Genomic DNA, 12275 nt, shown 5'->3' with positions numbered 1-12275 from the left:
TAACCACTCACGGGCGGCGGAGCCGCTAGATTGGAGGTACCGGATCCGTCGTCACCTGGTGCAGGGGTGCGCATTGCAGAATTCGAAGTCGACTCCGATGACCGTGCCCGGACTGCGGGTGTACCGGCCCGAGTCCCCCGCGGCGCGGGCGGCGCTCGTCGGGGCTGCCGTGGTGGTCGGCATCGTGCTCGTGTGGATGGCGGGACGGTCGGGGCCCGTGCGTCCCGGGATGGTGGCGGCCGGAATCGCGATGCTCTTCGTGGCCCGGGGTCTGCACCTGCGACGGCCGATCACGATGACACATTCGGTGGCGGCGGTGCTGTTCGTGGCCGCCGCCGATGTCGCGTACACGAGCGCACACCCGGCTCCGGGATTCGTCCTCCTCGTGGCCACCGGACCCGTGCTGATGCTGCCGGTGCGCAGCGTGCCGCAACCGGAAGACTGGGCGCGCATCTTCGCGCTGATCCAGCAGACCGCGGAAGACCCGTTGTCGCCGTTCGCGCTCAATTCGGCGAAGTCGTACTACTTCAACGCGGCGGGGACCGCGGCGATCGCCTACCGCACGCGGTCCGGGATAGCGGTCGTGTCCGGCGATCCCCTCGGCAACGCCGTCGAATTCGGCACGCTCCTCGACGAGTTCTCGGAGTTCGCCGCCGAACGCGGTTGGCGTGTCGCGGTGCTCGGCGCGGGGGAACGAGTCGGCAGGCTGTGGGAAACCGGCGGCGACACCCGAAAGCCGTTGAGGGCGGTCCCCATCGGGCGCGACGTGGTGATCGACGTCGGAAGCTTCACTCTGCACGGCAGGAAGTTTCGCAACCTCCGGCAGGCCGTGCAGCGCACCCACAATGCCGGGATCACCACCGAGATCGTCCCCGAAGCGGCCCTCGACGAACCGGCGCGTCGGGAGTTGACGGACATCGTCGACGACGCCCGCGCCGGACATCAGCGCCGCGGGTTCTCGATGATCCTCGACCACCTGCTGGACGGGACGCTTCCCGGACTTCTCCTCGTCGTCGCCCGCGATTCGACCGGGCGTGCGGTCGCGTTCCAGCGGTACGGAACCGCGGATTCGGCGCGCGAACTGAGCCTCGACGTTCCGTGGCGCGGCGACGACGCACCGAACGGCACCGACGAACGCATGACCGTCGACGTCATCCGGTACGCCGAGCAGATCGGTGCGCGGTACGTGTCGCTGTCGTTCGCGGCGTTTCCCGAACTGCTCGACCCCCACGCGCCCGGTGCAGGAGCCCGGCTCTTCCGCCGGGTCCTGCACCTCGGCGACGTGCTGATCTCGCTGGAGTCGCTGTACCGCTACCTGGGCAAATTCCATTCCACCGGGAACCGGCGCTACGTCCTCCTGCGGTTCCGCTACCTGCTGCCCGTGGCGTTCGCGTGCCTGACGTTCGAGTTCGTGCCACACCGGGAGCGAGGCTGACGGTCGAGGTCAGTAGTCGAGTTTCTTCTCGTTCGTCGCGGTGAGCGCGTCGACGACGGCCGCGAGATCGGACTTGGAGACGTCCGGAGTCGCGTCCTTCGGTGTCGGTCGAGGCGCCTTCTCCGGTGGGGACTGCTTCTTGCCGGGCCGTTGATCCGTCATCTGTACACCTTCGATACGCCGAACCGGGCAGGGTTACTGACCAGTACACCGCCGGGGCTCGAACTCCGCAACTCGGCGGGACCCTGATGTGACGTGGTACACGTCGTGCGAGTTACCGATCAGCTATCCGGCTGCGGCGACAAGTGCTCGTGGACGGCGATCCAGCCCGCGCCTTCGTGGCGCCGGAACAGGATCGTCTCGCGTTCGTCGAGCTCGACCGTTCCCGTCGAGTCCTGCACCGTGGTGCCGACCCGGTGCGTCAGTACCGCGACATCCGGGGCCGGGAACGTGACGTTCTGCTCGCGGGACGTGCACTCGAGGACGCGGAAGCCGTCCGCCTCCCATTGGGTCCACAGGTCCTGGTAGGCGTCACGACTCGGCAGCGGCACCGGGTGGGTGTAGAAGACGAACGTGGCGTCCGGGCTGAACGAGGAGAAGTAGGCGGTCGTGTCGTGCTCGCCGAACGCCCGGATCAGCGAGTCGATCGCGTCCTGGACGTCCGCTGTCGTCGTGTCAGCCATGAGCGTGGGTCTCCTCGAGTGCCAGTGCGGCTTCGCTGTCTTCGATGAACCGCTCCTCGGTGCCGAGGTCGAGGGACCGGGAGAGGACCCAGTACACGATTCCGGACACGGCGAGGCCGACCGCGAACGCGACGTCGACGTCACCGAGGGCCGCGGCGACCGGTCCGACGTAGAACGGCAGCACCATGAACGGCACCGAGGCGACGATGCCGGCGAAGAAGGCGGTCATGCCCCGCCACGACCACATTCCGTACAGCCCGTCGGGGGTGAACAGGTCGGTGATGGCGTAGTGCCCGCGGCGCACGAAGAAGAAGTCGGTGAGATTGACGGCGGTCCACGGCACGAGGAGGTACAGCATGATCAGCAGCGTCGTGTTGAGGACCGTGGTCGAATCGGTGAACAGCAGGCTCAGCACCAGCCAGACCGCGGCCAGCGCGAGGACGGTCACCACCCGGATCCGGCGCGACGGGGTGACCTTCCGGAAGGAGTCGATGCCGGTGATCACGGTGAGCATGCCGCTGTAGGCGTTGAGGCCCATCGTGGCCACCAACACCAGGGTGGCGACGAGCGCGAGGACGCTGCCGAGGAAGGGGACCACCGAGTTGCCGGCGTCGTGGATGCCGGCGAGCGCATCGGTGGCGCCGAGCCGGGTGGCCATCCAGGCGCCCACGGGGATCAGCCAGACCGGTGACGCGGAGGCGCCGACGAAGACGGCCGACACGATGGCGGACGTCCGCGTGTTGCGCGGCAGGTACCGGGAGTAGTCCGACACGTACGGCGCGTAGGTGATGTTGTAGGACGCCGCGACGCTGAACTGGGCGACGAATGCCAGCAGCGTGAACCCGCCCGTCGCCGCGCCCGCGTCGCCGCCGGCGTGCCCGAACACGACGCCCCACGTGAGGATCGCCCACAGCGGCAACGACAGCCAGAACAGCACCCGGAACGACAGGTGCAGCAGATCGTGACCGTAGATCGCGAGCAGCGTCGCGACCGCGGTGATGACCACGGCGATGACGGCCGCGTTCCACCCGAAGATGCTGTGCAGGCCCGTCTTGATGATGACGACGTCCACGACGTTGAACCCTACGTACGTGAACAACGTCCCGACGAGCGCGAGCACGACACCGCGGTAGCCGAACTGTGCGCGGGACTGCACCATCTGGGGGAGCCCTAGGACCGGTCCCTGCGACGCGTGGAAGGCCATGAACAGGGTTCCGAAGAAGATGCCGAGGATGCCCGCGACGACCGTCCAGCCCAACGACAGGCCGAGGGCGGGGCCGACGAAACCGATCGCCACGGTGAAGGGCTGGAAGTTCCCCACGAACCAGAAGGGTCCCTGGTCACGGACCTTTCCGTGGCGCTCGTCCTCGGGCACGTAGTCGATCGAGCGGGTCTCGATGCTGCCACCGAGGGTCGCGGCGGTGTCGCCGGAGTGATCTGTCACTGGAACTCCTGGAAGGTGATGTGGCTCTGATCACTACTCTGCGCAGTGCGCCGTCCCGGCACCAGAGGCGAGATGTACAGTTCGTCTATTACGGTTGGGCTATTCGTACAAGGAGTGCCCCGGTGATCACCGTCCAGGACGTCCTGACCGCTCCCACGCTTCGGCTCACGTCGATGACCGGGTCCGCGGGAGTGGGCAACCCGATCACCGCCGCCCACGTGTCCGAACTGACCCGCCCGCGGGACTGGCTGCAGGGCGGGGAGCTGCTGATGACCGTCGGTCTCATGCTTCCGATGACCGAGTCCGGGTGCCGCGACTACGTGGGCGACTGCGTCGCGGGCGGGGTCGCCGCCCTGTGTCTGGGGCTCGGGCACGGGCTGCCGTACCAGGCGCCGCCGGAACCGCTGGTCGAGGCGGCCCGTGACTTCGGGGTCCCGCTGCTCATCGCGCCCGACTCGGTGCCGTTCATCGCCATCACCAAGTGGATCTTCTCCCGGATAGCCGAGGAGGAGAAACGCGCGCTCGAGGACGCCATCGAACTCAGCTATCAGCTCACCGCGGTCGCGGCCGGACCGTCGCCGCTGAGCGGTCTGCTCGACAAGTGGCGGTCCGTCAGCGGCTCGGTGTGTGCTGTGCTGGACGCGTCGGGCAGGGTCGTGCAGCTCTCGGACGGCGTCGACGAGGCGTTCCTGCAGGACGCCGTCGACCAGGTGGACCGCTACACGACCCGCGCGAAGGGTTGGACGGCGTTCGGCGGCGCCGGTCGGCGGGAACTCGAACTGCACCCCGTCCGCGTCGACAACCCACTCGCCTTCGTGGTGCTCGAACGGTCGGCGCACAGCGCGCTGCGGCACGCGTCCAACGTTCTCGTATCGCTCTTGTCGCTCGAACTCGAACGCCGTCACGTGGCCGGTGAACCGGAGCGCCAGCGCCGGGCGGCGGCGCTGGCGCAGCTGCTCCGGCCGGGGCTCCGGAGGGAACGCGCGCACCAGATCGCCGCCGGCATCGGGCTGTCCCGGGATCCGCTGCAGATCGCCGTTGTGCGCTCCACTCCCGAGTCGGCGGCCGACCTGGCCGCAAGGATCGGTGCCGCACTGCCGGATTGTGTCCTGAGGCAGCGCAATTCGGACATCGAGATCGCGCACCCCGAACTCGCCGGGCTCGCGGAACTGCTGTCGGGCGTCGCGGAGGGATGCGCGATCGGGATCGGCGCACTGGTTCCCGTCGACGCCCTGGCCGTCTCTGCCATGCAGGCGCGATCGCTCGTCGCCGTCAGTGCGCGACTCGGCCGCGCCGTCGACGCCAAGGAAGGGGAGACCGTCCAGTTGCTGCTGCGCCTCGGCTCGGCCGACGTGCTCAGCGGCTTCTCGACCGCGGTCCTGGCGCCCCTCGACCAGCTCGAGCCCCGCGAACGCGTCGAACTCCAGCGCACGCTCGAGGAGTGGCTGCGAGCGAACGGTGCGTGGGACCCCGCGGCCGCCGCCCTGTCGGTGCACCGCAACACGGTCCGGAACCGGATCGACAAGATCGCGGCGCTGACCGGGCGGAACCTCGATCAGGCCGACGACCGTATGGAGTTGTGGCTGGCTCTCAAGGCCCGGGCGGTGACTCCGTCCACGGACGAACCCGACTGACGTCAGGCCCGGACCAGGATCTTCACCGCCGTGTCGTTGTGTTCGATCAACGTCGTGAGGCCCTCGGAGACGAGGTGGTCGAGGTCGATCCGGCCGGTGATGAACGGGGCCAGCTCGATCACCCCGCTGCGCACCATCTCGATGACCGCTTCGTGATCGCGGACGTAGGCGATGGTGCCGCGCAGGTCGATCTCCTTGAGGACGAGCTTCTGCATGTCGACCGTCGCGGGCTTGCCCCAGATCGACACGTTCACCACCACAGCCGCGGGCCGGACGGCGTCGAGGATGGTGTCGAGGACGGCGTTGACGCCGGCGCACTCGAATCCGAGGTCGGCGCCGACACCGTCGGTCAGCTCGAGCACCCGGGCCTTCACATCCTCCGACGACGGGTCGATCACGTGGTGCGCGACCCCGCTGGACAGCGCCTTCTGCTTCCGGGCGTCGCTGAGTTCGGTGACGATCGTGGTGACGCCCAGGCCCTTCAGGACCGCGGCGACGAGGAGTCCGATCGGCCCGGCGCCGCCGACGAGCGCGACGTCACCCGCCTTGGCGCCACTGCGGACCACCGCGTGATGCGCGACGCTGAGCGGTTCGATCAGGGCCGCCTCGTCGAGCGGGATGTCGCCGATCTTGTGCACCCACCGGCGGTCGACCACTACCTTCTCGCTGAGTCCGCCTCCGCCACCGGCCAATCCGATGAAACCCATCTTCGTACACAGGTGATAGTTGCCCGCCTTGCAGGACGCGCACTCGTTGCACACGAAGTACGGCTCCACCACCACGTTGTCGCCCACGGCGACATCGGTGACGCCCTCACCGACCTCCTCCACCGTTCCGGAGAACTCGTGCCCCATCGTCACCGGCGCGTTCTCGTGCGACAGCGGATGCGGATGCCCCGGCGGGGAGATGAAGATCGGGCCCTCCAGGTACTCGTGAAGGTCGGTGCCGCAGATGCCGCACCACGCGACCCGGAGTTTCACGGCGCCCGGCCGCAATTCCGGTTCGGGGATGTCGTCGATCCGGATGTCGCGTCGTCCGTGGAAGCGTGCTGCTCTCATGAATCCGCCCTCACTGCATTGTGAACGTGCTGATGAGCCGAACGGTACGACGCGGCAACCGGGCTGGGAAGGGTTGCAGTGCGTTGCAATCCGACGACGTCTGTGTGACGTTCACCGGCGGATAGCTGGTTTGGCCGGATCTGCGGGTACCTTCGAAGGGAAAGAACAGTTCGATCTGGGGGAGTGAGGCATGGCACGCATACGCACGGCGGCTGAAGCCGAAGTCAACGCCGCCGAGCAGATGCAGAAGCTCGGTTACGGCGACGCCACAGCGCTACTCGGAGGCGCCGACGGCGGCATCGACGTCTACTCGTCGCGCGCGTACGCGCAGGTGAAATGGCGTGGCGGCAGTGCAGGCAAGTCGGACCTCGCGAACCTCTACGGCACCCGCGGAACCAGCCACGCCCGAAAACTCCTGTACTTCTCCGGTCCCGGATACACCGACGACGCCGTCGCCTACGCGGACGCCGTGGGCATCGCCCTGTTCCGGTGCGAACCCGACGGCGAAACCCCACCCGTCGGCGCCCACGCCCCGAAACTGGTGGCCGCCGCGCGTAACTCGACGGTTGCGGTGGCCCCGTCCCCGCCGCCCCCACCCGAGCCCGAATCGCCGGCGCGCATCGTCGGCCGCAACGCATGGGCGATGGTCGCGGGCTTCTTCGGCGCGCACTGGCAACTCCTCGGCGCCGTCGTCTGCACGATCGTCCTCATGATCGCCCCCTTCGGCGAAGGGAACGTGGGGCTGCGCGTGTTCGCGACGATCCTCGCCGTCGTCGGCGCGCCGGTGTTCTGGCTCCTCTTCGTCCAGCACCGGCACGCCAAGGACCGATAGTTCGGCCCCGTAACGATCTCGCTCGTCCCGACGACAGCCAGCGTGACTGTCGACATTCGAGTGGAATCGCGGAGATGAAAATGGGCTTGATGAACGGCCTCATGGGTAATGCGGGAAAGATCGACCCGGCGGCTGCGCACGCGGAGTACTCGCGACTCCTCGGAAACGGTGAACAGATCCACGCCGCGTATCTGCTGGTTCGCGACGCTTTCCTGTTCACCAACCGACGACTCATCCTCGTCGACAAGCAGGGATTCACCGGCAAGAAGATCGAATACCACAGCGTGCTCTACAAATCGATCACCCATTTCGCGGTGGAGACCGCCGGAAACTTCGATCTCGACGCCGAACTGAAGATCTGGATCTCCGGCAATCCGGTGCCGCTGCAGAAGCAATTCTCGAAGTCCGTGGACATTTATGAGGTGCAGGCGATCTTGTCGCATTTCGTCGCCGTGTAGCGGCATCAAGCTCCACAACGAGAAACCACCGTCCGTAACGTCCGGCGGTGGTTTCTCGTTGTGGATTCGGAGTCGGCGAATCTCAGTTCGCGGTCGGCAGCGACTTCAGCGACGTGACGGTGGCGACGCAGGCGCGAGCAGCCTCGGCGCCCTTCTTGACGAAGTGATCGTGGAAGTAGTTGAGGTGCTCGTCGTGCTCGTGGAAGTGGTGCGGTGTCAGTACAACCGAGAACACCGGTACATCCGTGTCGAGTTGCACGCGCATCAGACCGTCGATCACCGCGGTCGCGACGAACTCGTGCCGGTAGATGCCGCCGTCCACGACGAGCGCGGCGGCGACGACGGCGTCGTAACGTCCGGTGAGCGCGAGCCGGCGTGCGTGCAGCGGGATCTCGAACGCGCCCGGCACCTCGAAGAAGTCCAGCTCGTCCTTCGAATACCCCAGCGTGGTCACCTCGTCGGTGAATCCCTCGCGTGCGCGGTCGACGATGTTGCGGTGCCATGTGGCCTGGATGAACGCGATTCGTCCCTGACTCTCACTCATGGTCTGAAACTACTGCACCGGTGCTAGTGCTGTGAACGGGGCAGTGCCGTCGACCGGCCCCACCCCGAGTCGTCGGTGAGGTGCTCGAGCAGCGGCTGAATCCGGTACGGCAGCGGGCTGGTCAGCGCGATCGTGGTGGTCGAGTGGGTGATGCCGGGCAGGTTCGCGATCTTCTCGAGCAACTTCTGCAGCTCCGCGTGCGTCGACGTCGCCACCCGCACCAGCAGATCCTCCCGGCCGGTGGTCGCGTGGATCTCGATGACCTCCGGCAGGTCGACGAGTCGGTTGCCGACGGCGGTCAGCTTGCCCTGCTCGAGCTCGAGACCGACGAACGCCTGGATCGGGATCCCGACCTCGGCGAGGTCGAGGTTGGGGCGGAACCCGGTGAGCAGCCCGCTGGTCTCCATGCGCTTCATGCGGGACTGGACGGTGTTGCGGGCGACGCCCAGCGAGTTGGCGAGTTCGGCCACGCTCATGCGTGAGTCCTTGCCGAGCAGTCCGAGCAACTGCACGTCGAGCTTGTCGATGCTGAGCACTTTGGGTACCTCCGGGAAGTGACGACCGTCACCTGTTGCGTGAACTGATCAGTTGAGCCGATTTGCGTTGACCAAATCTTAGACCAGATACAGGATCAAGCTCACGAAATGCTCAACGCGACGGATCGGGAATCGCAGATGACTCAGCTAGACGACGCTCGCACCAGTGCAGCATCCTTTGATCTCGCCGACCGATACCGGGCCGATTCGGGCCCAGTGTTGATGACCGGTGTGCAGGCCATCGCCCGCCAGCTGGTGGAGCAGCACGAGCGCGACCGCCGCGCCGGGCTGAACGTCGCGACGTTCGTCTCCGGCTACCAGGGCAGCCCCCTCGCCGGCCTCGACCGCACCATCGCCGCCATCCCCACGCTGAGCACCGACCACGACGTCAAGTTCGTGCCCGGCATGAACGAGGAACTCGCCGCGACGTCCGTCTGGGGCAGCCAGGTGGACCTTCCCGCCGGCGAGCGTACCCACGACGGCGTCGTCGGCGTCTGGTACGGCAAGGGTCCCGGCCTCGACCGCGCCAGCGACTCCATCCGGCACGCCGCCATGTACGGCGCCAACGCGCGCGGCGGCGTCCTCGTCCTCGTGGGCGACGACCCCAACGCCAAGTCCTCCACCATTCCCTGCGCCAGCGAGCGGTCCATGGCCGCGATGGGCATGCCCGTGTTCTTCCCGCGCAACGCCGAGGAGGTCATCACCTTCGGCCTCTACGGGGTGGCGCTGTCGCGGATCTCCGGCTGCTGGTCGGGCATGAAGATCGTCGCCGACGTGGCCGACGGACTCTGGACCCTCGACCGCGACTTCGCCGACCTCGACATCGTGCTCCCCGAGATCGAGTGGAACGGCAAGCCGTGGTCGTACCGGCAGCGCGTGCTCGCGTCCCCGCCCGACAGCGTCTACGCCGAGGCCGACCTCTACGGACCGCGCTGGGCGATGGTCGAGGCGTTCAACGCCGCCAACGAGATCGACAAGATCGAGGTGAACCCGCGCACCGCATGGCTGGGTATCGCCGCCGTCGGCACCGCCTACGACTCGCTGCGCCAGGCCCTGCTCGACCTCGGGCTCGGCGACACCCAGCTCGAGGACGCCGGCATCCGCATTCTCCGCGTCGGCATGCCCTACCCGCTGGGCGCCGACAAGGTTCGTGAACTCGCCGACTGCGTCGAGCAGGTCCTCGTCGTCGAGGAGAAGATGCCGTTCGTCGAGTCGCAGCTCAAGGACATCCTGTACGGCGGTGCGAGCGCACCCGCCGTGCTGGGGAAGAAGAACGCACAGGGCAAGAACCTGATCCCCGTCGACGGTGAACTCACCGCCGCCCGTCTCACCGGGCCGCTACGCCGCGTCCTGAAGGACCGGGTCGCTCTCACCCCGGCCCCGCCGCCGCGCCTCGAGCTGACGGTCCTCCCGACGTCGCGCACCCCGTACTTCTGCTCCGGCTGCCCCCACAACCGCTCCACCGCGGTGCCCGAGGGATCGATCGCGGGCGGCGGCATCGGCTGCCACACCCTCGTCACGATGTCCGGCCGCACCGACAGCGCCGTCACCATGCTCACCCAGATGGGCGGCGAGGGCGCGCAGTGGATCGGGCAGGCCCCGTTCACCGACGTCCCGCACATGTTCCAGAACGTCGGCGACGGCACCTACTTCCACTCCGGCCAGCTCGCCGTCCAGGCCTGCGTTGCCGCCGGCGTCAACATCACCTACAAGGTGCTCTACAACTCCGCCGTCGCCATGACCGGCGCGCAGGACGCCGAGGCCGGGCTCACCGTGCCGCAGCTGACGCACAAGCTGGCATCCGAGGGCGTCAAGCAGATCATCGTGTGCGCCGAGGACCCGAAGCGGCACAAGGGCGCCCACTTCGCCGCCAACACCCTGCTGTGGGACCGCACCCGCCTCGACGAGGCGCAGCGCGCCCTGCGCGACATCGAGGGCGTCACCGTGCTGATCTTCGACCAGCAGTGCGCCGCCGAGGCCCGCCGCAAGCGCAAGCGCGGCAAGCTGCCCACCCGCCGCACCCGCGTCGTCATCAACGAGGCCGTCTGCGAAGGCTGCGGCGACTGCGGCGTCAAGTCCAACTGCCTGTCCGTGCAGCCCGTCGACACCGAGTTCGGCCGCAAGACCAAGATCGACCAGACCAGCTGCAACACCGACTACTCCTGCCTCGAGGGTGACTGCCCGTCGTTCGTGACGGTCGAGCTGCCCGAGGAAGGCGCGCCGAAGACGTTGCGCGAGATCCCCGTTCCGCCGGAGGTCGGCGACCCCGATCCCGCCGTGTGGACCGGAACGCACAACCTGTTCATGGCCGGTGTCGGCGGTACCGGCATCGTCACCGTCAACCAGGTGCTCGGCATGGCCGCGCTGCGCGCCGGGCTGCACGTCGAGGGACTCGACCAGACCGGTCTCAGCCAGAAGGCCGGACCCGTCACGTCGCACCTGCGGCTCAGCGATCAGAAGACGCGTTCGGGAAGCTCGGCGCCGTCCAACCGGATCAGCCCCGCCACCGCCGACTGCGTCCTCGCGTTCGACCTGCTGACCGCCGCCGACGCCAAGTACGCCGGATTCGGCAGCTCCGACCGCACCATCACCGTCGCGTCGACGAGCCAGACCCCGACCGGCGACATGGTCTACGACCCCGCCGTCCGCTACCCCGACGAGGACAAGCTGCTCGAGCGTCTCGACGTCTCGGCCCGCGAACTCACCGCGATCGACGGGCTCGCCGCCGCCACCGCACTGTTCGGCAGCACCGCGGCCGCCAACTTCCTGCTTGTCGGCGCCGCGTACCAGGCCGGCGGACTGCCCGTCCCCGCCCGGTTCATCGAGGAAGCCCTCGAGATCAACGGTGTCGCCGTCGAGTCCAACAAGGCCGCGTTCCACTGGGGACGCGTCGCCGTCGCCGACCGGGCCGCGTTCCTCGCCGCCACCAGTTCGGCCGCCGTGCCGCAGCGCAGCGACACCGTCGTCCCGGCACACCTGTTCGCCGGATCCACCCTGGGCGGCGCGACCCTCGAACTCGCCGAACGCCGCGCCGCGAATCTCGTTGCCTTCCAGGGTGACCGCGTCGCCGCCCGCTACATCGCACTGGTGCAGCAGGCGTGGGACGCCGAGCGCGAACTGGGCGGCCGGACCGAGTTCAGCGAGGCCGTCGCCGCCGGACTGCACAAGCTCACCGCCTACAAGGACGAGTACGAAGTGGCCCGGATGCTCACCGACCAGGCGTTCCTCGACGCCGCCGCCGGCGAGGTCCCCGGCGCGGGCAAGCTCACCTACAAGCTGCACCCGCCCGTCCTCAAGGCCATGGGCCGCAAGACCAAGATCGGTTTCGGCCCCCGCTCGCACGTCGCGCTCAAGACCCTCGCCAAGGCGAAGTTCCTGCGCGGCACCGCGTTCGACCCGTTCGGCTACGCCAAGGTCCGCCGCCTCGAGCGGCAGCTGCTCGCGCACTACGAGACCACCGTCGCCGGACTGATCGCCGACCTCTCCGCCGACAACTACGACACCGCCACGCTGATCGCCGCGACTCCCGACCTCGTGCGGGGCTACGAGGACGTGAAGCTGCGCAACGTCACCGTCTACCTCCAGCGTCTCGCCGAACTCGGCGTCGACACCTCCACCATCACGATTGCCACCACTCCGGAAAGGTCCTGA

11 protein-coding genes are annotated in these 12275 nt (G+C 68.0%); 5 read left to right on the top strand and 6 right to left on the bottom strand.

From position 1 onward, the window contains the following. The first annotated feature begins 97 nt into the window (after positions 1–97). Positions 98–1435: a bifunctional lysylphosphatidylglycerol flippase/synthetase MprF gene (locus RJ1_RS13770; RefSeq protein WP_174694981.1), complete on the top strand. Its 1338-nt coding sequence runs from the start codon at positions 98–100 to the stop codon at positions 1433–1435. A gap of 9 nt (positions 1436–1444) precedes the next feature. On the opposite strand, the gene RJ1_RS46735 is transcribed toward RJ1_RS13770, so the two are convergent. From RJ1_RS46735 to RJ1_RS13760, 3 genes are all read right to left on the bottom strand, one after another. Then, a complete protein-coding gene (locus RJ1_RS46735) occupies positions 1445–1597 on the bottom strand; it encodes a hypothetical protein (protein WP_162850333.1) in 153 nt (50 codons plus the stop codon). A 119-nt stretch (positions 1598–1716) separates the two neighbouring features. Then, positions 1717–2118 (bottom strand): YybH family protein, encoded by a 402-nt coding sequence (locus RJ1_RS13765; protein WP_073360685.1) that lies wholly within the window; start codon positions 2116–2118, stop codon positions 1717–1719. Further along, positions 2111–3562 (bottom strand): purine-cytosine permease family protein, encoded by a 1452-nt coding sequence (locus tag RJ1_RS13760; protein WP_073360684.1) that lies wholly within the window; start codon positions 3560–3562, stop codon positions 2111–2113. Before RJ1_RS13760 ends, RJ1_RS13765 begins: the two co-directional genes overlap by 8 nt. Positions 3563–3684: 122 nt before the next feature. On the opposite strand from RJ1_RS13760, the gene RJ1_RS13755 reads away from it, so the two are divergent. Beyond that, entirely contained in the window at positions 3685–5196 is a 1512-nt protein-coding gene (locus tag RJ1_RS13755) for a PucR family transcriptional regulator (RefSeq protein WP_073360683.1), read from the top strand. Between the two features lie 2 nt (positions 5197–5198). Here RJ1_RS13755 and RJ1_RS13750 read toward each other — a convergent pair whose 3' ends face one another. Further along, positions 5199–6254 (bottom strand): 2,3-butanediol dehydrogenase, encoded by a 1056-nt coding sequence (locus tag RJ1_RS13750; RefSeq protein WP_073360682.1) that lies wholly within the window; start codon positions 6252–6254, stop codon positions 5199–5201. 190 nt (positions 6255–6444) lie between these two features. Here RJ1_RS13750 and RJ1_RS13745 point away from each other — a divergent pair, with 190 nt between their 5' ends. Together RJ1_RS13745 and RJ1_RS13740 are read left to right on the top strand one after the other, a co-directional pair. Beyond that, on the top strand, positions 6445–7086 hold the full coding sequence (locus tag RJ1_RS13745) for a restriction endonuclease (protein WP_073360681.1): 642 nt from the start codon (positions 6445–6447) through the stop codon (positions 7084–7086). Between the two features lie 80 nt (positions 7087–7166). After that, a complete protein-coding gene (locus RJ1_RS13740) occupies positions 7167–7544 on the top strand; it encodes a PH domain-containing protein (RefSeq protein WP_073360680.1) in 378 nt (125 codons plus the stop codon). An 82-nt stretch (positions 7545–7626) separates the two neighbouring features. On the opposite strand, the gene RJ1_RS13735 is transcribed toward RJ1_RS13740, so the two are convergent. Then, on the bottom strand, positions 7627–8088 hold the full coding sequence (locus tag RJ1_RS13735; RefSeq protein WP_073360679.1) for a 6,7-dimethyl-8-ribityllumazine synthase: 462 nt from the start codon (positions 8086–8088) through the stop codon (positions 7627–7629). A gap of 23 nt (positions 8089–8111) precedes the next feature. Beyond that, a complete protein-coding gene (locus RJ1_RS13730; protein WP_073360678.1) occupies positions 8112–8624 on the bottom strand; it encodes an Lrp/AsnC family transcriptional regulator in 513 nt (170 codons plus the stop codon). 138 nt (positions 8625–8762) lie between these two features. Here RJ1_RS13730 and RJ1_RS13725 point away from each other — a divergent pair, with 138 nt between their 5' ends. After that, positions 8763–12275 (top strand): indolepyruvate ferredoxin oxidoreductase family protein, encoded by a 3513-nt coding sequence (locus RJ1_RS13725; protein WP_338049562.1) that lies wholly within the window; start codon positions 8763–8765, stop codon positions 12273–12275.

Origin of the sequence: Rhodococcus jostii NBRC 16295 (assembly GCF_001894825.1) — a bacterium.
Lineage (GTDB): Bacteria > Actinomycetota > Actinomycetes > Mycobacteriales > Mycobacteriaceae > Rhodococcus_F > Rhodococcus_F jostii.
The sequence above is the reverse complement of the archived record's forward strand: the minus strand, read 5'-3'. Positions and strand labels throughout refer to the sequence as shown.

Bases quoted from the DNA above. Each gene is read 5' to 3' on its own strand.
- RJ1_RS13765 (WP_073360685.1), bottom strand. From the start codon at position 2,118: ATGGCTGACACGACGACAGCGGACGTCCAGGACGCGATCGACTCGCTG.
- RJ1_RS13740 (WP_073360680.1), top strand. From the start codon at position 7,167: ATGGGCTTGATGAACGGCCTCATGGGTAATGCGGGAAAGATCGACCCG.
- RJ1_RS13725 (WP_338049562.1), top strand. From the start codon at position 8,763: ATGACTCAGCTAGACGACGCTCGCACCAGTGCAGCATCCTTTGATCTC.
- RJ1_RS13770 (WP_174694981.1), top strand. From the start codon at position 98: ATGACCGTGCCCGGACTGCGGGTGTACCGGCCCGAGTCCCCCGCGGCG.
- RJ1_RS13735 (WP_073360679.1), bottom strand. From the start codon at position 8,088: ATGAGTGAGAGTCAGGGACGAATCGCGTTCATCCAGGCCACATGGCAC.
- RJ1_RS13745 (WP_073360681.1), top strand. From the start codon at position 6,445: ATGGCACGCATACGCACGGCGGCTGAAGCCGAAGTCAACGCCGCCGAG.
- RJ1_RS13750 (WP_073360682.1), bottom strand. From the start codon at position 6,254: ATGAGAGCAGCACGCTTCCACGGACGACGCGACATCCGGATCGACGAC.
- RJ1_RS46735 (WP_162850333.1), bottom strand. From the start codon at position 1,597: ATGACGGATCAACGGCCCGGCAAGAAGCAGTCCCCACCGGAGAAGGCG.